Here is a 21,271-nt window from a genome sequence, read left to right on the forward strand (position 1 = left end):
CGCCACGGCAGGTGGCCCTCAGAGGCCGAGGGCACCGATGGCGGCCGGAAGGGTCGGGGCGGTGGCGAGCTGGCGTACGTCGTCGCGCTCGCGAAGCCACACCTGGCAGGTCACGCCGTCGTAGTGAACGGCGACGGGTTGCCCGGGGTGGTGGCGGGCGAGCCGGCGCAGCAGGGGTACAGGGTCGTCGACCACGATCGGGGTCGGAGTCTGCGGCACCGGGATCGGCTCGTCGGGGTTGTCGGGGACGTTGCCGGCGATGGCGAGTTCGAGATATTCGAGGCAGTGCGCGGTCGCGGATTCCGGGGTGGAATGGGTGGGCGGATCGGCCGGGGCGGGCAGTCGGCCGAGGACGCTGACGGTGACGTCCCAGCTCTCGCCCTGGATGAGGCGCAGGTCGCCGGCATTGCGGACGTGGTCGACGAGGGTGATCGTGACGGCCAGGCGCAGCCCGAGGACGAGCCGGAGCAGCTCGGCCAGGGGCGGCACGTCGGGTCGGCGGGCCAGCACGAACAGCCACCGGGTCGGCCCCGGGCGGCCCAGCACAGGTATTCGGTCAGCGGGTCGGCCTCGGGCTGGGTCCGGCGGCGGCCATTGAATCGGATTCTTCCGACCTGGACGGTGTGCGGGCGACAGCGGATCGGCTGACGGTGATGGGCCGATCGCTTCCGGCCATCGGTCGAGCGTTGCAAGCCTCCCCGGCCGCGGTTGGCTGGTCGTATCTTGAGGGGTGCTCGCGGTGACGCGACGCAAGATCGCCGAGGCGTGGCGGCCCGGAAAGAGCGGGAGACATGAGCAGCAGCGTTGAGATCTATGTGCGGTACTCAGGCGATGGATCGGGGCTGGCTCACCGGGCGGCGGAGGACTTTGGCGCTTTGACGTACTTTTCAACCGACGGAAGCAGTGCTGTTCCGATCCAGGCACAACCATGGATCGGTATTGAGGGCTGGGCCCACCTGGACCTCGAACCGACCGATCTGACCCTGTATGGCGAGCCGGGCTCAGCCGAGGACACCGCCCTGGCCCCGTACGAGTGGGTGTTCTCACTGTCATTTCGAGTCGGTCCACCGGACGATCCGGCGGAGGTGCTGGAGCGTTTCGGTCGGGTGGTGTTCGACCAACTGACGACGCTCGGCCTACCGTTGGCGTACGGCGCGGGTGGCTTGATCTACGCTGACTTCCTGCCCGGGCGAGGTGTCCGCGAGTTCCCGCCGGACACGGACGTCGAGGAACCGGGCCAGGCCTGGTGGTTTGAACCGCGGCTGCATGGCCAACCACTTGAGCCCTGGTCCGTCGACGTCGCACCGCTGTCGGTCCCACCGTCGAACCCGGTGACGGTCTTCGTCACGAGCAAGGTGCTGCAGTTCGTGCCGAGGGTATGGGACGGCGCAGACTGGTACTGGGGCACGCCGCGCTCCTCGACCCCGATCACGGCGCAGCCGCGCGAGATCGCGCTGATGCTCAGCCACGCGCAGCGTACGAGGCCGGGCCGAGCGGCTGACGAGAGTGAGTCGATCCTCAGCGTGCTGGCCGGGGGAATCCTCACGTCCATTGAGGATTACCGCGCGCAGGCTATCTCGATCGAGATCGGGACCGACGCCGATGGCCTCTTCGCCGCGCCCCATGGACCCTGCGACACCGAGTCCGGCAGCCGTGAGTTGCTGGGTCCGGCGTTGGACGGACTTGTTCGCCGGCTACCCGAACCGGTACGGCCGGAGGCTCTCGGCGAGTTCCTGCTCAGCCTGATCGCCGCCACGCGCTCGCAGCTCAAGGAAGGACCGCACTTCGGAAGGCGGAGTGAAGCTCACATGGCCAGCAAGGTTGTCTACCTGGTTAGCGCGTTTGGAGAGGTCGAGCAGCCATTGCTGCAGCAACTGCGGGCGGACCTCGGATTGCGGGGAGGCGGCCGTCTGACTGACGCTGAGGACGAGGAGTTCGGATCCCGCGGGGAGTCTGTCGGTGATGGCGAGGAGACGAAGGTCCTGCTGTCGCTGTGGCGTAGCGGTGCGACGGTCTGGACTCTGCGGATGTCCTATGACGGGGACACGCGGCCGCCTGAGGCGTTGATCGACGACTATCGTGCCGAATGCCTGCGTGCCTTCGAACGTGCGGGAATGGTCGTCCGTCGCGAGCTCCGTCGAGGATCACCAACGAGACGGGGAGTGGGGCCGGAGGGCTGCCAATATCGTGCACCGCAGCAGCGGCATGACGAAGGAGACACTGAGATGTTCGGAAGGGCGATGACAATCCACTTGGCTGGCAACATTGACCGGGAACGAGTGGACGCTCTGCGCTCGTCGTTAAGCCTTCAAAGGGAGGGCCGGTTCGACGACGACTACGACCAGAGGCTTGGGCGCCGCACCGACGATGTGGAGGGCGGCCGGCTGAGGATCGGACTGTACCGCGACGACACCCATGGCCCATGGTCCTTCCGGGTGCTCTCCGAGGGTGAGCCGACCGCTGCGGCCCTGCGTGCGGTGGAAGAGGAGATCATCGCCGCGGTCCGGGCTAACAATCTCGATGTCGAAAGGTTGTCCCTTAGCTGAACCGTTGACCGGCAACTGGTAGTACCTCGTTAACGCCGGTGTCGCTTGTGGTAGCTCGTCGAGGCGGTCATGGCGATCGGCCCAGACTTGCTGGTGCCGCGCGATCCAGCCGACGGCCGCGTTGAGGCGCTCCGTATTCAGGACGCAGGGCCTCCCCGTAGTTCCAGTAGACGGAGGACATGATCGTGAGCACCTCGCCTAACAGGGCAAGGAGGTCTCGGTGAAGTTCGTGTTCTCGCGGGACAATCCCGACCAGCACGGAACGTCGTTCGAGCTGGGCGACATCCGGGTCATCGGCGCCCGTGGCGAGGCGACCTCGGCCGGAAAGATCCCCAGCCAGTCCATGTTCATCTATCTTTCTCTTGTGGACCTGGCCGACGGGATGCGTTTGCTGACCGAAAAGAAGGAGTCGCATCACCACTTCGCGGCCGTCAATTCGTCGTTCACCATCGAATTCCACCGCCGCGCGGCAAAGTTGATCGAGGTGCGGTCAGCCGAGGTGGCCATCGGTTCGGAGTCGCTGACCGGCGTGGTCGACGGGATGCTCACCGGATTCGAGACGTTCATGAGCGATCCGAGAAACGTCCTGGGCACGCAGGAGCCGGCGTCGACAGACTTGACCACGGCAGTCAGGGAGTTGAGAGTCGCACGGGAGCGATCGGGCGGCTGAGCGGGAGGTCGGGCCGTCGGTGTGGTTTCCTCACCCGCCTCGGCAGTGCACCGGTCCGGGTGAGCGTGTGACCCGGGTGCCGTAATTCCCCTTATCCCGATGCCGGGATAAGGGGAAGAAGGGGATCGACGGTCGGCAGCTACAGGGCGGTCGCGGTCTTTTCCAGGATGCTGGCAAGTGCGCCGTAGTCGACGGTTTGCCCTTCTCTGATGTCAACGGCTTTACGTTCACCGTTCCCCAAGGCCCGAAGGAACCCCTTGACCACCGGAATGTCCGATGCGTTGAACACCATGAACGAGACCTTGTCCTTGGCCACCGCGATGACAGCCGCGTAGGCCCCGTTCTTGAGGTAGTGCGGCTTGCCGTACTGAAGCCGCTCCTCGACATCTGGAATGGTCTGGCCGACCATGGCACGTAGTTTCTCGCACACATCGATCTGCCACGGCTGTGCCTTGTTGATGTACTGGGTGACATCGTCACTCATGATGTTCTCCTCCACGTCCTCATTAGTGGGAACGGCCTATGTCCAGGCAGCCGGGTCTCGTCTCAGGGGCGCGTGGGGCGGTAGGTCAGGACGACGACGCCCGAGGTGAAGGTGGTGCTGTCGACGAGTTCGACGGTGCCGGCGTTCTCGGGGCGGAAGAGGGGCTCGCCGCCGCCCTTGATGACGGGGTAGATCCAGACCTTGTACTCGTCCAGGAGCCCGTGCTCGGCCAGACCGTCGGTGAGTCGGCCGTTGCCCCAGATGAGAATGTCCTTGCCGTCTTCGGACTTCAGCGCGGCCACGGCCTCGACGAGTTTGTCGCCCGGGATGATGTGGGAGTTGTCCCACGCGGCCGGCTTTTCGAGGGTCGAGGACACGGCGTACTTGGCGATGCTGTTGACGTGGTCGGCGTAGGGGTTGCCACCCATGGTCGGCCACGCCTGGGCCATGCCTTCGTAGGTGACGCGGCCGAGCAGAAGCGCGTCGCAGCCGAGCGTGAGGTTCAGGGCGTACGCCATGGCGTCCTCGCTGTTGTGCTGCATGGACCACAGGTGCGGGTTGTCGATGAACCCGTCGAGGGTGGCGTATGTCGAAGCGATGATCTTGCGCATGTTGGGCTTCCCCGTCTTCGTGGCCGTGGCGATCAACTGAGACGAACTGTATAGTCAAGATCCGTGATAGTCAAGCTTCGTGACTAATTTGGAGGGCTGATGGGTGACGACCGGCCGGAACCGGACGTGGGCATGCTGACGGGCACGTTCATGCGTGCCGTTCAGGACGAGCTGTTCGAGACCCTGGCCGAGCAGGGACATCCGGACGTACGGCCGCGCCACGGCTCGGTGCTGGCGTTCCTGGATCGCGATGGGACTCGGGCGACCGAGTTGTCCCAGCGATCGGGCCAGCACAAGCAGATCATCGGCACGATCGTCGACGAACTCGTCCAACTCGCCTACGTCACACGTGAACCCGATCCCCGCGACCGCCGAGCCAAACTCGTCGTCCCCACCGCCCACGGCCTCGACGAGATCAGCCGAGCCCGCGCCATCCTTGCCGCGATCGAACGCCGCCACGAGCAGGCGTTCGGCGCAGAGGAATACACCAGTTTCAAGGCGGCGCTACAGCGGATCACACGCCTGCAGCGGCAGTGGCGCGACCACCGCGGGACACAACCCAGGGAGTAGAACTGCTGACCCGCGGCAGTCGACTCGACCGAAGTCGCAAACGTCTGACGGTCACAGCGGTCCCAGCACGGCGTCCGGATCCGCGTCCAGCGCCAGGGTCTCCAGCACCGCCAGGAGCTGGCGTTCCTCGTACCTGAAATGCGACTCCATGATTGCCGCCACGCCCTCCAGGTGCCGATCCAGCTCCGCCGGCGAGGCGGCCCGGGTCACGGCGGCCTGGAGACCGCCCAGCAGATGCTCGATCATCGAGTGGTCCTGCCGCAGGTAGCGCAACGTCTCCCGCAGCTCGGGATGCTGCTCGGCGATCGCCGGGAACAGGTCCCGGTCCTCACCCTCGTGGTGTGCGGTCAGTGCGGTGCAGAACCCGTGGCAGAACAACAACAGGTCTCTGGTTGCCGGCTCCGCCGGCTCGCCATCGGCCACGGCCTGCTGGGTGACGCGCAGCGCCTCGCGAAGTCGTTCGTGAACGCGGCGCAACTCTCGACTCCAGGCCACCAGCCTGGTCTTCTCGCCCTCACCCACAGGTGACGGGCGAAGGGACGACAGTGATCGTCGTATTCCCTTCGGTCCGGCGCCTCCATGCCTGACACGGTCTGCCACCGGCACGCGACGCTGGGACCGAAGTTATCACGCCGCACCACTGAACGATTCCGCGCCTGGAAATCTCGACACACAGGTCGGTCACCACCGACGTCCCGGTGGTGACACCGCCGAGCATGTGGCTCATCGTCATGTACGAGTGACGCGGTGGCGAACGGGCGGAAGCGTTACTGCGCGGGGGGTGTATCCGGGGCAAAGAAATAGACGAGGACTACGAAAATGGACGAGAGGATCCCGAGACAGCCCAGGATAAGTCCCGTAAGCGCCTTGCCGTGGTCGCCCGTGCCACGCATCCCGGACCTGCCCAGGACGACCGCGGCAAGCCCGAACAAGCCTCCCACGCCGAGACAGATGGCCAGCGGGATGGATGTTATCCCGAGTACCAGTGAGGCGACCGATGCGGTGGACGTGTTCGATGGGCTCGCACTGCGCGGCGCCGCCGGCGGGGGCACCCGTCTGGGATCCCATTGGAACTGCGGCGGAAGATCTGCAACCTGACCCGAAAGTTCGGCCACGGTCTTCGCGGAGGTTGCCGCGCTCATCCGCTGGTCGTACTCAGTGAGGTCCAAATAGCCTTGCCCGAGGGCCTCGCTGAGCAGCCCGACGACCTGCGTTCGCTGAGCCGTCCCGACCCGCTCGTTCATCCAGCCCCACCCTTTCACCGAACGATCCTCGCAGGACGGTTCGTAGGGCCGCATCCGCCGATCGACCGACTCCCCAACTGCCCTCCCCGTAGGGATGCGGCAAGGTGAGGCCGCTACTCGGCGCGCAGGTGGTCCAGGTCGACGTTGCCGGGGCTGACCCAGACCAGAATCCCGCGTACGTCGGCAAGCGCCGCCGCGTCGCAGGACATCTCGGTGAGCAGGTCGGCCACCACGGTCGTCTCCCGGCCCTGCGACACCCAGCCGAAGGTGGACTGGCACCAGGCGTACTCCGGGCCGGTCTGGAGCGCGATCGCGGTGGAGGTGCTGGCCGTCGGATCGGTCCGCAGGTCGTACCTGAGGGTCGCCTTGCCGGACAGGTCCACCGGGCTGGGCAGGGTCACCCCGAACCAGCCGCCGCCGGTCGCGGCGACCCGCAGCCCGGCCGAGCCGTGGGTGTGGAAGTCGGTGGTCTGGGCCACCGTGCCGGCATCTGGCTGCCAGTTGCCCGGCGCCCAACCCTCGACCCCGGTCTCCCAGGAGGCGATCAGGATCGGATCGCCCGGCGCTGGCTTGACCGTCACCGTCAGGTCGGCCGCGTTCGACGTACGCCCGGCCTGGTCGCGGATGGTGTAATGCGCGACCACCCGGCCCTGGAAGCCGTCTGCCGGGGTGAAGGTGACCGCCCCGGTAGCCGGGTCGAGGGCGTACCCGCCACCCGGAACGGTCACCGCCCGCTGCTGACCGGTGGTCGCCGGATCGAGATCGATGCTGGCCGCCCGGACCGCCGTCCGGTACGCGATGTCGTTCGCGGCCGGCGTCACCGTCACCGGCGTACCCGACTCGGTGACCGCGTTGTCGTGGTCGGCGACCGGCGGTCGGGAGCGCTGCCCCCGGACCAGTTCCTCACCGGCATTGCTCAGCGTCGTGCAGACCGGGCTCGGGCAGTAGACGGTGTATCCGTCGTAGTCCGGATACGCCGTGCCGTCGTCCTGGATACCGGAGAGGATCCAGTAGAGGAACCCGGTGCCGCCGGTTCCGATGAACGCGTCCGTCCACTGTTGGTAGACCGGGTTCCGGGTCGCCTTGTCGAGGAAGCCGAACTCGCCGAGCATCACGGGCTTGCCGAGCCGCCGGGCGTCCCGGTTGTGCCGCTTGATCCACTCGACGCCCCAGGCCGCGTCCTTGCCCCAGTGGTCCGGGTAGAGGTGGTACGACACCACGTCGACCGCCGGCAGCCGGGTCAGGGCGAGGCTGTCGACGCCCTCACCACAGTTCACGGTCCAGTCCGAGCTGGCCGGATCGTCGCAGTAGAAGCCCTCGTCACCAACGCTCGCCAGATGCCTGCTGTCGACCGACTTGATGTGCCGGGTCATCTCGTCGGCCCAGCCGGTCAGCACCTCGGGCGTACAGGCCGGCGACGTCGGATAGACACCGGAGCCCTTGCACCTCGGCTCGTTGCCCAGTTCCCAGGTCATCACCGTCGGGTCGTCGGCGTACCGCACCCCGGTCAGCGAGTTGGTCCGGTCCAGTACGTGCGAGATCCAGTCCCTGTACCAGCCCCGGATCACCGGATCGGTGTAGAAGTCGTCGTGGTGCTGCCCGCCCCGCCAGCGGACGTACTGGTCCATCCCGCCGAAGTCCCGCCAGTTGTTGGTCAGCGGGATGACGAGCTTGATTCCGGCCCGCCGGGCGGCGTACAGCACGTAGTCGAGCCGCTCCAGGCCGTCCGGGCCGTCGTTGTAGGCCGGCTTCGCGCCGTCCCAGTACTGGAAGTAGGCGCCGTCGGCCTTGCCGGCGACCGAGTCGGTGCCGTCTTCGTTGCCGATGTCCAGGAAACCCCAGTGCCGCAGCACGGTGAACCCGGCGTTCCTGGCGTCGGCGAAGACGTCGTCGACCATCGTCCGGGACTTGTACATCAGGTAGTAGTTGTTGGTTCCGGCGAACCGGAACTTCTTGCCGTCGAGCAGCAACTGGTCGCCCTTGCGGACCACGAAACCGGTGGACGTGTTCGCCTGCCCGCTCGATTCGGGGGGCGCGGCGAGGGACGGGGTCGGCTGGGCCGCGAGCAGCAGCCCGGCCAGGGCCAGCGCGAAGGTGGCACGGCGCTTCATGGTGGTGGTGATCCTTCCAGGAGCGGATGTCCAGGAGCGGATGTCCGGGATCAGGGGTGCGGATCAGGGGTGCGGATCAGGGGTGCGGATCAGGGGTGCGGAACCATGTCGTTGACGCAGCGCAGGACGGGACGGCTGGTGAGCGCCGCCGGGTCCAGCGGCGCCGCGGACCGTACGGTGAACGTGGTCGACTCCCCCGGCAGCAACGTGACCAGTGCCTCGTCGACCTCCGCCGCCGGATCGAGCCGATCCGGGGCGAGGACCAGGTCGCGCAGGACCGTCCGGGCGGTCACCCGGACCCGCGCGCCGACTGGCAACGGCTCGACCGTGGCGTCGTACTCGGCCGGCGGGTAGGACAGCTCGTGGTCGGGCGCGAAGAACCAGAAGGTCCGGTCGCCGGCACCACCGGGATCGGCGAGCAGCAGCTCGGAGCGCGGCTCGTCCGAGGCGCCGACGTCCGCCGGCAACGGCCAGGTCATCGACGAGTACGGCGGCACCGCCACCTCGATCGACGTCCTGGCCCTGGGCTCACCGGTCAGGGTCAGCCGGGTCACGTCCACCCGGCCCGTCCACGGGGCGCCACCGTCGTTCACCGCGACCAGTGCCAGCCCGCCGTTCCTCGGCTGGATGGTCAGCAGCCGGTCGGCGTACGCCCGGCGCAGCGCGTACCAGAGGGGTTTGCGTCGCCCGTCGCCGTCGACTGCCGCCCAGGAGGTGACCGGCCAGCAGTCGTTGAGCTGCCAGACCACGCTGCCCATGCAGATCGGCCGGTACGAGCGCATGTGCTCGACTCCCAGGCTGACCGCCCGGGCCTGGTTGACCTGGGTCAGGTAGTGCCAGTCGTCGAAGTTACGCGGGGCCGGCAGGTGCGCCGCCAATCCCCGGGCCAGTTTCAGGTCGCCGCCTTCGGCCTTCTGTCGGTGCGCCATCGCGGGCGAGTCCACGACCAGCCGCTCGTCGGAGATCGCCCGGCGGATCGTCGCGTACGCGGCCGGGCCCTGGTAGCCGAACTCGGCGACGAACCGGGGCAGGTAGTCGCGGTAGTGGACGTAGTCGAGCTGGTTCCACACCGTCCAGATGTGCATGCTGCCGTGCCCGGACTCGTTCGGGTGCACGTCGTGCCGCCCCGACCACGGACTGCCCGGCCAGTACGGCCGGGTCGGGTCGAGGTCGGCCACGATTCCGGGCAGCAGTTCGAAGTAGTAACCGGCGCCCCAGGTCCGGCCGGCGAGCTGCTCCTGCCAGCCCCAGTCGTGCCAGCCCCAGATGTTCTCGTTGTTGCCGAACCAGAGCACCAGGCTCGGATGGCTGGCCAGCCGGACGACCTGTTCGGCGGCCTCCGCCCGGACCTCGCCGAGGATCGGCTCCTCCTCCGGGTACGCGGCGCAGGAGAAGAGGAAGTCCTGCCCGACCAGCAGGCCCAGCTCGTCGGCGAGGTCGTAGAAGTCCTCCGACTCGTACCGCCCGCCGCCCCAGATCCGCAGGAAGTTGACGTTCGCCTCGGCGGCCTGGGTGAGCCGCTGTGCGTAGCGTTCCCGGGTGACCCGGTGCGGGAAGCAGTCGTCGGGGATCCAGTTGACGCCCCGGGCGAACACCGGCAGGTCGTTGACGACGATGGTGAAGGCCGAGCCGTGCTCGTCGGGGGCGGTGTCCAGGCGTACCGAGCGGAAGCCGATCCGTCGCTGCCAGCGGTCCAGTTCCCGTTCTCCGGCGCCTTCCCGTTCTCCGGCGCCTTCGCATTCTCCGGCGTCTTCGCGTTCTCCGGCGTCTTCGCGTTCCCCGGCGTGCAGGGTCACGTCCAGCGGATAGCGCGGCTGCGCACCGTACCCCCGGGGCCACCACAGCTCGGGGTCGGCGACGGTGAGGGTCAGTTCGGCGATGCGTTGCTGGGCCGGCAGCACCGTCTCGACGGCGACCCCGGCGACCGTGGCCCGGACCGTGAGCGGCTCGGCGTCGGCGTCGGCGGCCCGGTCGATCTCGACCCGAACCTCCACCCGGCCCTCGCGGTCGGTCACGGTGACCAGCGGACGGACCTCGGCGAGCCGGGCGGTCCGCCAGGTCCGCAGCCCGATCTCCTGCCAGATACCGGCGGTGACCAGCGACGGGCCCCAGTCCCAGCCGAAGTTGCAGGCCATCTTGCGGATGAAGTTGTACGGATCGGGGTACGCCTTCGGCCGGTCACCGAGCCGTTGCTGCTGCTCCCGGGCGTAGCGGTGGGCCGACTCGAACCTGATCCGCAGGATGTTGTCGCCGACCCGGAGCAGGTCACCCACGTCGAACCGGTATCCCCGGTGCATGTTGGCGGTACGGCCGATCTCGACGTCGTTGAGCGTGATCGTCGCGACCGTGTCCAGGCCGGCGCAGACCAGGTCGATCCGGTCCGCCGCGTCGTCACCGGCCCATCCGAAGGTGGTCTCGTAGCACCAGTCGGTGTGGCCGATCCAGCTCAGCCGGAGTTCGTTGTCGTCGAGGTACGGGTCCGGGATCAGGCCGGCGGCGAGCAGGTCGGTGTGCACGCAGCCGGGAACCGTGGCCGGGATCCGGGCCGTCGCGACCGCGTCCGGGATCTCCGGACCGGCCACCGCCGTCAGGAACCAACCGTCGTGCAGGGTCTGCCAGGACGTCACGGGCACCTCAGTTCACTGGAGATCGCGACCTGTCATGACCTCACCGCACCTTCCCAGGTGGAGGGCGCCGCCACCGGAGTTCGCGGGGCCGGGCGGCGAACTCGAGACATCGAGAGACGTCGACTGAACCGGATAAGTAGAGTCACCGTACGGGCGCCCCTCCGCCCTGTCAATCCCCGCAAACCAGGACTCGAATGCCGGAGAAGCAACAAGAAAGCGCTATCCAGGGCACCGGTTGACGGAGCATCCCCACGCCCGGACATTCGGTTCCGCAGCGGCGCGGGGCCGGGCCGCCCGGGGTGTTCCGGCAAGATTTCCCGATCGGTATGCTTAACCGGAAAAGTTCATCCCGGGTGGCTTACCCGCACTTCCCCACTTGCCGGACACCTGGAGCTTGCCGGGCGCCTGGAGCTCGCCGGGCACCTCCAGCTCGCCGGGCACCTCCAGGCAGCGGGCGAGGGGCCGGACCGGCCCCACCGGTGACCGGGTCGACCCAGATAGGAGCACCGGGTGAAGCGGCCGACAATCGCGGATGTGGCCCGCCGGGCCGGCGTTTCCAAGGGCGCCGTCTCGTACGCCCTGAACGGGCAGCCCGGCGTCTCCGACGCCACCCGCCAACGCATTCTCGCCATCGCCCAGGAAATCGGCTTCAATCCCAACAGCGCCGCCCGGGCGCTCTCCGGCGCCAGCGCCAACGCCGTCGGGCTGGCCCTCTGCCGACCCGCCCGGATCCTCGGCATCGAGCCGTTCTTCATGGAACTGATCAGCGGCGTCGAGGCGGAACTCTCCGCCCGGTCGTACGCGCTGACCCTCCAGGTGGTGGCGAACCCGGAGGCCGAGATCGCGGTCTACCGGCGCTGGTGGGGCGAGCGGCGGGTGGACGGCGTCCTCGTCTGCGACCTCCGGCTCGACGACCGCCGGGTGCCGGTCCTGGAGGAACTGCACCTGCCGGCCGTGGTGATCGGCGGGCCGGGGCACGGCGGTGGACTGGCCCACGTCTGGTCCGACGACGCGGCGGCGCTGACCGAGGCGATCGAGTACCTGGTGGCGCTGGGACACCGGCGGATCGCCCGGGTCGGTGGCCTGCCGGGCCTGCTGCACACCGAGATCCGTTCCGAGGCGTTCGGCACCGTCTGCCGGCAACTCGGACTGGAACGTACGGTCACGGTGTCGTCCGACTACAGCGGCGAGGAGGGCGCCCGGGCCACCCGTCGGCTGCTCAGCTCCGCCGACCGGCCGACCGCGATCGTCTACGACAACGACGTGATGGCGATCGCCGGGCTCTCGGTGGCCCAGGAGATGGGCCTGAGCGTGCCGAATGACGTCTCCATCGTCGCCTGGGACGACTCGCCGCTGTGCCAACTCGTACATCCGTCGCTGACCGCGCTCAGCCGGGACATCCCGGCGTACGGGGCACACGCCGCCGGCCGGCTGCTCGCCGCCATCGCCGGCAAGCCGCTCGGGAACTACCAGGACGACACAGCCCACCTGATCCCGCGCGGCAGCACCGCCCCACCCCGACACCCCTGACCGATCCACCGGCCGGCCGGTTCACCAGTAGGTCGATCCGCCGGCCGGCGCCGGCCGGTCCGGCGACGACCGATAGCATCGGCCGTAGGCGTGGACCAGCCAGGAGGACGACGATCGTGCATGTACCACCGATTCCCAGCCTGACCGCAGCCGACCCGGAACTGGGGGCGCTGATCGAGGCCGAGGCGGGCCGGCAGCACGACAAGCTGCGGATGATCGCCTCCGAGAACTACGTCTCGACCGCGGTCCTCGAGGCCAGTGGCACGGTACTGACCAACAAGTACTCGGAGGGCTACCCCGGCCGCCGCTACTACGAGGGTCAGCAGTACATCGACCCGATCGAGACGCTCGCGGTCACCCGGGCCCGGGAACTCTTCGGCGTCGCGCACGCCAACGTGCAGCCGTACTCGGGATCGCCGGCCAACCTGGCCGTCTACCTGGCGTTCCTGTCTCCCGGCGACACCGTGCTGGGAATGGCCCTGCCGATGGGCGGGCACCTCACCCACGGCTGGTCGGTCTCGGCGACCGGCAAGTGGTTCAACCCGGTCCGCTACGGCGTCTCGGCCCAGACCGGCCGGATCGACCTCGACGAGGTACGCGACCTGGCCCGCCGGGAACGCCCCAAGGTGATCTTCTGCGGAGGCACCGCCGTACCCCGGACCATCGACTTCGCCGGCTTCGCCGAGATCGCCCGCGAGGTCGGTGCGGTGCTGGTGGCCGACATCGCGCACATCGCCGGTCTGGTCGCGGGCGGCGCCCACCCCTCACCGGTGGGGCACGTGGACGTGATCACCACCACGACGCACAAGACCCTGCGCGGCCCGCGCGGCGCCATGATCATGACCACCGCGGAGCACGCCAGCGCCATCGACAAGGCGGTCTTCCCCGGCCTACAGGGCGGCCCGCACAACCACACCACCGCCGGCATCGCGGTGGCACTGCGCGAGGCGGGCACGGCCGACTTCCGGCGGTACGCCCAGCAGATCGTGACCAACGCCAAGGCGCTGGCCTCAGCCCTGATCGAGCGGGGCTTCACCCTCTCCTCGGGCGGTACCGACAACCACCTGATCCTCGCCGACCTGACCGGCAAGGGCATCGCCGGCAAGCCGGCGGCACAGGCGCTGGACCGGGCCGGCATCGAACTGAACTACAACACCGTGCCGTACGACCCGCGCAAGCCGTTCGACCCGTCCGGGATCCGGCTCGGCACCGCCGCGCTGGCCACCCGGGGCCTGACCGAGGAGCAGATGCCCCAGGTCGCGGCCTGGATGGACGAGGCGATCACGGCGGCGATCAAGGACGACGAGGCGACCCTCGACCGGATCGCGGGCGAGGTCCGGGACCTGCTCGCGGCGTACCCGATGCCGGGCTACTCCGCCGGCTGACCCCGCCCCGTACCCAGCCCGCTCACCGGGACGGGCTGGGGAACTCCTCCAGGTACGCCTCCACCCGCTCGGCCGGACCGGGCCGGGACAGCGCGTACCCCTGACCGAGCCGGCAGCCGGCCGACCGGGCCTGCTCGACGTGCACCGGAGACTCCAGCCCCTCGGCGATGATCTCCAGGCCGAATCGTTTGCCCAGCCCGACCACCACGTCGATGAACGGCTGGCTCTCACCGTTGCGGCTGCCGCCCTCGGTCACCAGCGTCCGATCCACCTTGAGGAAGTCGACCGGCAGCCGGCGGAGCTGGGCCAGGGACGCCTGCCCGCTGCCGAAATCGTCCAGCGCGGTACGCACACCCATCGCACGCAGCGCGGCAAGCTGGGTGATCACCGCCGACACGTCGACGCCGCCCCGTGGCTCGCCGATCTCCAACACCAGCCACTCCGGAGCCACCTTGTGCTCGGCCAGCGCCATCGCCACCCAGTCGATGAAGTCGGGCGCGGCCAGCTCCTTCGGCGAGATGTTTACCGACATCCACAGTCGCCGGGGGCGTTGCGACCAGGCGGAGATCTGCCGACAGGCGGCGTCCAGCACCCAGCGGCCCAGCTCCTCGAGCAGCGACAGGTCCTCGGCCACCGGCAACAGTTCGCTCGGCAGCACCGTGCCCAGCGCCGGACTCCGCCAGCGCAGCAGCGCCTCGGTGCCCACCGGCTGCGTGGTGGCGAGGTCGAGGACCGGTTGGTAGACGAGGTCCAGTTCACCCCGCTGCGCCGCGCCGGGCAGCTCCCGCTCCAGATCGAGCCGCCGGGTGAACTGCTCCTCCAACTCGTCGTCGTACCACTCGACCCGGTTACGGCCGAGCTGTCGGGCCCGCAGCCGGGCCAGGTCCGCCCGCCGCAGCACGTCGTCGACGTTGTCCCCGCCGGAGAGGTCCGCCAGCCCGATGCTGGCGCCGCCCAACTGCACCAGCACGTCGACCACCTCGTACGGCTCTGTCATCGCGGTCAGCAGCCGGGTCCCCATCGCGTACGCGAGCACCGGGCGGTCCACCGTGACCACCGCGAACTCGTCGCCGCCCAGCCGGGCCACCACGTCGTCGGTGCCTGCCCCGGTCCGGAGCCGCCGCCCGGCCTCGGCCAGTACGGCGTCACCCATCTGTCGTCCGTGCACGTCGTTGACGTCCGACATCCCGTGCAGGTCGATCACCAGCAGCGCACCCGTGTGGCCCGGCACCGCCCGATGGGTGACGATGGTGCGCATCAGCTCCCGCCGGTTGGCCAACCCGGTCAACTGGTCGCGGAAGGCGAGTTCGTGCAGGGTCCGTTCCAGCCGCCGCCGCTCGCTGACGTCCCGGACGTGCACCACCAGCGCGGCCACCTCGGGCACGTTCCGCTGGTCACTGATCGTCGACTCGGTGTCCCGCCAGGCACCGTGCCCGTCCCGCAGCCGGGCGGTGACCAGTTGGGGACGGCCGGTCGGCACCTCACGCCCGGCGAGCACGTCGGTCAGGACCTGGGTGACGTCCGCCGCGTCCTCCGGATGCATCAGCTCGGGAAAGGCCCGGCCCAGTACGTCGGAGTCGGAGAGTCCGAACAGCCGCGCCGCCGTCGGTGACTGCCAACTGATCAGCAGGTCCTCGCCGACCACCAGGGTCAGGTCGTTGGCCCCGGACACCAGGGAGCGGAAGTGCGCCTCCTGGTTGGCCAGCTGCCGCGCGAACCGCCGGATGTCGAGCATGACGAGCACCTCGCGGACCACCAGGGTCGGAATGATCGCCAGCCCCAGCAGGATCGACGTGTGGTCGAAGGTGCCGACGGTGACCAGGTGGTACAGCGCGGAGAGCGTCGCGAGGATCGCCGGAATGGTGAGCAGCGGGTAGGCGCTGAGGTTCGTCTGCGGCTCGCCCATCGACGTCGGCTGGGCCACCGGGTTGGCTCGACGGGCACCGGCGGCGATCAACACCGGGCCGGCGACCAGAGCGACGGCGACCACCGGCAACGTGGTGACCGGGGCGCCGTAGTCGATCAGCACCGCCAGCAGCGAGTGCCCGAACACCGCCAGCCCGGCACCGGTTCCGCAGAGCGCGGCGGACCGCCGGTGCCCGTACGCGCGCAGGGTGGTGATCGTGATGATCGGCAGACCACCGGTGGCGATCAGGGCGGCGGTCAGCCCGAGCGGCGGCAGCCCACCCTCCGGCGGAATCACCATCGCCGAGAACGCCAGGCTGATCCCCAGGCTCAGCCCGTCGAAGCCGCGCCGCAACCGCACTCCCACCGTGCTCGCGGCGCCCGGCAGCAGCATCATGCCCGGCAGGTAGAGCGCGACGGCCAAGCCCAGGCCACCGAGTGCCACCATCGGGCGGGCGTCGGCGGGAACGAGCCAGATGGCGAGCGAACCGAGGCCGCTCGCGATCAGCCCGAAGCCGAGGAAACCGGCACCCCGGCACGGTCCGAAGCCGGTGTGGGTACGGTGCAGCCGCAGGGCGAGGCGTCCCAGCCGGCTGGCGGCCACCGCGGCGGTGGCGCCAACGGCAAGGCCGACGGCGGTGTACGGAGACAGTGCTCCGAAGTGGCCGAGGGCCAAAATACCCACGGCGAGCAGCGGAACGGCGGTCTCACTGACCCGGGTGGCGAGCCGGCGACGGGCTCGACCATCCGCAGAGTGCGCCACGAACATGGCGGATGCCTTCGCAGAGGGGGCACGGGCGTGAAGCGGGCCTGGTTCGGATGAAGGGCCAAACCATTCCTATCAACCCCCAACGATCGGAAGGGGGCGCGGTTACGTGCTGGTAGGGATCTCCCACCCGGGTGTCAGGGAGAATCCTCCCTCACCCTGGCAAGTCTTCCGCACCTCCGAACGGTCGGACCGCACCGCGGGTCCGCCGGAGGGCCCGTGCCGGGCCTGCCGGGCCGAGGTGCGAAAATCGCAGGGTGAGCAAGACCAGCACGCTCCGTTTCCGGCACAACCAGGCGATCTCGGTGGCCGCCGTCATCGCGTTCCTGGGCGCCCTCCCCCTCGCGACCGCCCGCTGGTACCTCGCCCCACTGCTGCTCGTCCCGGTGGCGATCGGGGCATGGGCCCTACGGGCCGGCACCGACGCCGACACCGACGGCGTACGGATCCGGGCACTCCTGGGACAGCACCGCATCCCCTGGTCCGACATCCTCGAGCTGGCCGCCGACCCGCGTGGCCGGGCGATGGTCCGGCTCCGCGACGGCCGGACGACAGCACTGCCCGCGGTCCGTTCCGTCGACCTGCCGGCGCTGATCAGCGCGAGCGGCCAGTCGCTCGACGACTCCCGCCCGAACCGGACCCCCGCGCAGGCGCACGACGGGGTCCCGGGCCGGACCGACCCGGCCGGTCAGTAGCCGTCACGTACCTCGTTCACCAGCGGCTCACCGGCGGCGAGCCGGCGAAGCTGCTGGCCGACGAGGCGGTAGGCACGGGGCAGCAACCCCCGTACCGAGCCGGCGACGTGCGGGGTGAGCAGGACGTTCGGCAGATCCCAGAGGGGGTGGCCAGGCGGCAGCGGCTCCGGCTCGGTGACGTCCAGCGCCGCCGAGATCCGGCCGGTGGACAGCTCCGCGACGAGGGCGTCGGTGTCGGCCACCGGTCCCCGGGCGGCGTTGACCAGCAGGGCCCCGTCCGACATCGCGGCGAGGAACCGGGCGTCGACCAGCCCTCGGGTCTGCTCGGTGAGCGGCAGCAGCAGCACCACCACATCGGCCGCCGGCAGCAGCTCCGGCAGGTCGGCGACGCCGTACACCCGCTCGGCGGGGCGGGCCGTCCGGGCGACCATGGTCAACTCGACCTCGAACGGCGCCAGTCGGGCCCGGGTGGCCGCCCCGATCGAACCCGCGCCGACGATCAGCACCCGCTTGCCGGCCAACTCGTCGGTGGGGGCGACCCCGGCGTACGCCCATTCCTGGCGGGCCTGGGCCAGGGCGAAGGTCGGGAACGACCGCAGGTGGGCCAGGGTCGCCGCGACCACCCATTCCGCGGTCGACGAGTCGTGCACGCCGCGCGCGTCGCAGAGGGTGACGTGTTCGGGCAGCCGTCCGGCCCAGGTGTCGGCCCCGGCCGAGAGCAGTTGCACCACCCGCAGGTCCGGTAGTTTCGCCGCGGCCGGCACCGCAGCCGCCTGGGCGAGGAACGGTGGCACCCAGAGGCGCACTCCGGCCGGGTCCGAGGGCAGCCGGTCCGGCGTCGGGGCGACCTCCACGGTGACGCCTTCGGGAATGTCGCCGAGCAGTTCGCGGCCCTCGGGGTGCGGAATCCATGCCTTCACGGACGCCGACGATAGCCGTCAACACCGCCGCCCGGAGCGCTGGCCTCGATGCGGCCCCTGAAGCACAGCGGCAGGTCGACCGGACGCAGATCCGGCCCCTGAAGCACAGCGGCAGCTCGACCGGACGCAGATGCGGCCCCTGGGCGCGGCCGCGGGTGCGCGCCGTTTCGCAGGACCGGAGCGGCCAACCCGGGAACCTGTCCGGCGGTCCACGGCTCACCCCGCTGACGGGTCGTCCGGCGATGACGACCGACCGGCACCGGCGAGGCGCTACGAGCGCGCTGACCCGCCGGACCGGGTGGAGACGGATCGGAAAGACCGGTGCAATCAATGATCGAGCGGGCCAACGACATGTCCGTGGACCCGACTACCCTGGGCCGGGTGAGCGTTCGCCCGTACCCCAGGATCGACCGTCGGCGCACGGCCGTCGCGCTCTGTGCGGCAGCCGTGATGGTGATGAGTGGTTGTTCGTTCGGCGAACCTGAACCGGACCCGGCCGGCGAGCCGCCGACCTTCCCCACCCCGACCGCGTCGCCGACCGGAAGCGGAACCGAACAGCAGGTCGCCGCGACGGTGCTGGCCAAGCAGCTCCGGGTGCCATGGGGGATCGCGTTCCTGCCCGACGGCGGAGCGCTGGTGACCGAGCGGGACACTGCCAAGATCCTGAAGGTCGGCCCGGAGTCCGACCCGGACGGACTCAAGGTCACCACGGTGCAGACCGTCGACGAGGTCGACGCCGCGGGCGAGGGCGGTCTGCTCGGCATCGCCGTGTCACCGGACTACCAGCGCGACAAGACGGTCTTCGTCTACTACTCCACCAGCGAGGACAACCGGATCGCCAAGCTCACCCTCGGGGCCAGGCCGACGCCGATCGTCACCGGAATCCCGCTCTCCGGCATCCACAACGGAGGGCGGCTCGGCTTCGGCCCGGACGGCTACCTCTACGCCACCACCGGAGACGCCTCCGAGCGCGGGCTGGCCCAGCAGCTCGGCAGCCTCGGCGGCAAGATCCTCCGGATGACCCCCGCCGGCAAGCCCGCACCGGGCAACCCGTTCCCCAACTCCCTGGTCTGGTCGCTGGGGCACCGCAACGTCCAGGGCATCGCCTGGGACGCCAACAAGCGGCTCTACGCCACCGAGTTCGGGCAGAACCGCTGGGACGAGGTCAACCTGATCCAGCCGGGCAAGAACTACGGCTGGCCCGACGTCGAGGGTGAGGCCGAGGGCGGCGCGAAGAGCGACAAGTTCACCGAACCCCTCGTCGTCTGGAGCACCGCCGAGGCGTCCTGTTCCGGGGCGGCCTTCATCGAGCGGGTGTTCGTGGCGGCGTGCCTGCGTGCCGAACGGCTCTGGCTGGTGGAACTCACCGCCGCCGGCACCGTGCTCGGCCAGCCCCGGCCGCTGCTGACCGGCGAGTTCGGCCGGCTCCGGGCCGTGGCCGCGGCGCCGGACGGCTCGCTCTGGATCTCCACCTCCAACCACGACGGCAAGCGCAAGCCGGCCCCCGAGGACGACCGGATCATCCGACTGGTCTTCTCCGGCGGGGTCGCCGGAAAGAGCTGACCTGACCGTCCGGATGGCCGAAATGGGGTGTGACCTGCGGCGGGTTTTGATGATGTCCCGCTGGGCAGGTCATGATTGAGCATGGACAGGCGGAGGAACGACATCCGGACCGCCGGGGGCGAGTCGCCCCCGGCGGTTCGGCGTGTGCTGGGGGCACTCCGTACCGGCGTACGGGTCGGTCACGCCGTCCTCACCTCGGTCGGCGTCCGGCGGACCGGGGTGGCGGTGGCGATCATGTCCGTGACCGTCACCGGAATCGTCGTCGGCGTACTGCTCGGCGGTCGGATGCAGACCGACATCGGGCCGTTCCGGGCCGAAATGGCGATCACCCCGTCCGTGGGCGGGGGCACCACGGTCACCATTCCGCCGCTCGGGGCGCTGCAACTGGACAGCCACGCCGGGCCCGCGCACCTGTCGGTCCGGCTCGGGTCGCTGGACCAACGGCGTACCGAGGCGCTGATCGACGACCCGGCCAGCATCAGCCGGGCCAGCGAGTCCGCCGTCACCGACGTGACCAACGGGGTGATCCGGGTCGGCGTACGGACCGTCGCGGTCTCCGTACTGGCCACCCTGATCCTGGCGGCGCTGGTGTTCCGGCGGGCCCGCCGGGTCGCCTGGGCCGGCACACTCGCCCTGGCGATCACCGGCGGCAGCCTGGGGATCGCGGCGCTCACCTTCCGACCGGACTCGATCGAGGAGCCCCGGTACGAGGGACTCCTCGTCAACGCCCCGGCCATCGTCGGCGACGCCCGGCGGATCGCCGACGACTACGGCCGGTACGCCGACCAGCTCCAGCGGATGGTCGGCAACGTCAGCCAGCTCTACACCACCGTCTCCACCCTTCCGGTATTCGACCAGGAGCAGGGCACTGTACGGGTGCTGCACGTCTCCGACCTGCACCTGAATCCGACGGTGTGGCCGGTGGTCCGGACGCTGGTCGAGCAGTTCAAGATCGACATGGTGATCGACACCGGTGACATCACCGACTGGGGCAGTGAACCGGAGGCGTCCTTCGTCGGCTCCATCGGGCTGCTCAAGGTGCCGTACGTCTTCATCCGCGGGAACCACGACTCGGCGGCCACCGCGACCGCCGTGGGCCGGCAGCCCAACGCGGTCGTGCTCGACAACCAGGTCCTGACCGTGGCGGGGCTGACCATCGCGGGCATCGGGGATCCGCGCTTCACCCCGGACAAGGAGACCTCGCCGAGCGGGTCCGGCAGCTCGCCGCAGACCCTGAGCCAGGTCACCGGGGCCGGCGAGAAACTGGCCAGCACGATCCGGGCGGCGGGCCGACCGGTCGACATCGCGCTGGTGCACGACCCCGCCTCGGCCGGGGCGCTCTCCGGCCTCGTACCGCTGGTGCTGACCGGGCACACCCACAACCGCGAGGTACGCGAGCTGCCGCAGGTGCCCGGCGCCATGGCGACCCAGCTACAGGTCCAGGGCTCGACCGGTGGGGCGGGGCTGCGCGGGCTGGAGGGTGACAAGCCGACCCCGCTGGCGATGTCGGTGCTCTACTTCGACCAGCAACGGGCCCTGCAGGCGTACGACGACATCCAGCTCGGCGGGACCGGCGAGGCGCAGGTCAACCTGGAGCGGCACGTGGTGGAGGAACCGGAGCCACCGACGCCGGCGACCCCCAGC

18 protein-coding genes are annotated in these 21,271 nt (G+C 69.7%); 8 read left to right on the forward strand and 10 right to left on the reverse strand.

Annotation, left to right across the window (positions count from 1 at the left end):
- Positions 1-18: 18 nt before the first annotated feature.
- Positions 19-546 carry a hypothetical protein gene (locus I0C86_RS23355; protein WP_196203417.1) on the reverse strand — a complete coding sequence of 176 codons (528 nt, stop codon included), beginning with the start codon at positions 544-546 and terminating at the stop codon, positions 19-21.
- A 245-nt stretch (positions 547-791) separates the two neighbouring features.
- Here I0C86_RS23355 and I0C86_RS23360 point away from each other — a divergent pair, with 245 nt between their 5' ends.
- Together I0C86_RS23360 and I0C86_RS23365 are read left to right on the forward strand one after the other, a co-directional pair.
- Positions 792-2,546 (forward strand): hypothetical protein, encoded by a 1,755-nt coding sequence (locus tag I0C86_RS23360; RefSeq protein WP_196203418.1) that lies wholly within the window; start codon positions 792-794, stop codon positions 2,544-2,546.
- 220 nt (positions 2,547-2,766) lie between these two features.
- Complete coding sequence (locus I0C86_RS23365; RefSeq protein WP_196203419.1) at positions 2,767-3,216, forward strand: hypothetical protein; 450 nt, start codon at positions 2,767-2,769, stop codon at positions 3,214-3,216.
- A 139-nt stretch (positions 3,217-3,355) separates the two neighbouring features.
- Here the strand turns inward: I0C86_RS23365 and I0C86_RS23370 are convergent, their stop codons facing one another.
- Together I0C86_RS23370 and I0C86_RS23375 are read right to left on the reverse strand one after the other, a co-directional pair.
- On the reverse strand, positions 3,356-3,700 hold the full coding sequence (locus tag I0C86_RS23370) for a DUF1801 domain-containing protein (RefSeq protein ID WP_196203420.1): 345 nt from the start codon (positions 3,698-3,700) through the stop codon (positions 3,356-3,358).
- Positions 3,701-3,762: 62 nt separating this feature from the next.
- Positions 3,763-4,311 (reverse strand): dihydrofolate reductase family protein, encoded by a 549-nt coding sequence (locus I0C86_RS23375; RefSeq protein WP_196203421.1) that lies wholly within the window; start codon positions 4,309-4,311, stop codon positions 3,763-3,765.
- Positions 4,312-4,410: 99 nt separating this feature from the next.
- On the opposite strand from I0C86_RS23375, the gene I0C86_RS23380 reads away from it, so the two are divergent.
- Positions 4,411-4,881: a MarR family winged helix-turn-helix transcriptional regulator gene (locus tag I0C86_RS23380; protein ID WP_196203422.1), complete on the forward strand. Its 471-nt coding sequence runs from the start codon at positions 4,411-4,413 to the stop codon at positions 4,879-4,881.
- Between the two features lie 51 nt (positions 4,882-4,932).
- On the opposite strand, the gene I0C86_RS23385 is transcribed toward I0C86_RS23380, so the two are convergent.
- The 5 genes from I0C86_RS23385 to I0C86_RS23405 all read right to left on the reverse strand — a co-directional run bounded on the left by I0C86_RS23385 (position 4,933) and on the right by I0C86_RS23405 (position 11,370).
- Positions 4,933-5,403 (reverse strand): hemerythrin domain-containing protein, encoded by a 471-nt coding sequence (locus I0C86_RS23385; RefSeq protein WP_196203423.1) that lies wholly within the window; start codon positions 5,401-5,403, stop codon positions 4,933-4,935.
- A 245-nt stretch (positions 5,404-5,648) separates the two neighbouring features.
- On the reverse strand, positions 5,649-6,125 hold the full coding sequence (locus I0C86_RS23390; protein WP_196203424.1) for a DUF1707 and DUF4190 domain-containing protein: 477 nt from the start codon (positions 6,123-6,125) through the stop codon (positions 5,649-5,651).
- A 113-nt stretch (positions 6,126-6,238) separates the two neighbouring features.
- The gene (locus tag I0C86_RS23395; protein ID WP_196203425.1) at positions 6,239-8,236 is read right to left on the reverse strand and encodes a cellulase family glycosylhydrolase; all 1,998 of its coding nucleotides are present in this window, start codon (positions 8,234-8,236) and stop codon (positions 6,239-6,241) included.
- A gap of 89 nt (positions 8,237-8,325) precedes the next feature.
- A complete protein-coding gene (locus I0C86_RS23400) occupies positions 8,326-10,863 on the reverse strand; it encodes a glycoside hydrolase family 2 protein (protein WP_196203426.1) in 2,538 nt (845 codons plus the stop codon).
- Between the two features lie 330 nt (positions 10,864-11,193).
- On the reverse strand, positions 11,194-11,370 hold the full coding sequence (locus I0C86_RS23405) for a hypothetical protein (RefSeq protein WP_196203427.1): 177 nt from the start codon (positions 11,368-11,370) through the stop codon (positions 11,194-11,196).
- Positions 11,371-11,373: 3 nt separating this feature from the next.
- Between I0C86_RS23405 and I0C86_RS23410 the strand changes: the two genes are divergently transcribed.
- Complete coding sequence (locus I0C86_RS23410; protein WP_196203428.1) at positions 11,374-12,393, forward strand: LacI family DNA-binding transcriptional regulator; 1,020 nt, start codon at positions 11,374-11,376, stop codon at positions 12,391-12,393.
- Positions 12,394-12,509: 116 nt separating this feature from the next.
- Positions 12,510-13,778, forward strand: a complete 1,269-nt coding sequence (locus I0C86_RS23415) for a serine hydroxymethyltransferase (protein WP_196203429.1) — start codon at positions 12,510-12,512, stop codon at positions 13,776-13,778.
- A gap of 22 nt (positions 13,779-13,800) precedes the next feature.
- Here the strand turns inward: I0C86_RS23415 and I0C86_RS23420 are convergent, their stop codons facing one another.
- Positions 13,801-16,452 carry a GGDEF domain-containing phosphodiesterase gene (locus tag I0C86_RS23420; protein WP_196203430.1) on the reverse strand — a complete coding sequence of 884 codons (2,652 nt, stop codon included), beginning with the start codon at positions 16,450-16,452 and terminating at the stop codon, positions 13,801-13,803.
- A gap of 254 nt (positions 16,453-16,706) precedes the next feature.
- Between I0C86_RS23420 and I0C86_RS23425 the strand changes: the two genes are divergently transcribed.
- Positions 16,707-17,144, forward strand: coding sequence for a PH domain-containing protein (locus I0C86_RS23425; protein WP_196203431.1), 438 nt, complete (start codon positions 16,707-16,709; stop codon positions 17,142-17,144).
- Here the strand turns inward: I0C86_RS23425 and I0C86_RS23430 are convergent.
- A complete protein-coding gene (locus tag I0C86_RS23430) occupies positions 17,138-18,064 on the reverse strand; it encodes a 2-hydroxyacid dehydrogenase (RefSeq protein ID WP_196203432.1) in 927 nt (308 codons plus the stop codon). The two genes, I0C86_RS23425 and I0C86_RS23430, sit on opposite strands and share 7 nt — an antisense overlap.
- A 381-nt stretch (positions 18,065-18,445) precedes the next feature.
- Between I0C86_RS23430 and I0C86_RS23435 the strand changes: the two genes are divergently transcribed.
- The gene (locus I0C86_RS23435) at positions 18,446-19,627 is read left to right on the forward strand and encodes a PQQ-dependent sugar dehydrogenase (RefSeq protein ID WP_323373802.1); all 1,182 of its coding nucleotides are present in this window, start codon (positions 18,446-18,448) and stop codon (positions 19,625-19,627) included.
- Positions 19,628-19,708: 81 nt separating this feature from the next.
- Positions 19,709-21,271, forward strand: a 1,563-nt coding sequence (locus tag I0C86_RS23440; RefSeq protein ID WP_196203433.1) for a metallophosphoesterase family protein, incomplete at its 3' end; no start/stop codon positions are given.

Origin of the sequence: Plantactinospora alkalitolerans, from assembly GCF_015690345.1 — a bacterium.
Lineage (GTDB): Bacteria > Actinomycetota > Actinomycetes > Mycobacteriales > Micromonosporaceae > Plantactinospora > Plantactinospora alkalitolerans.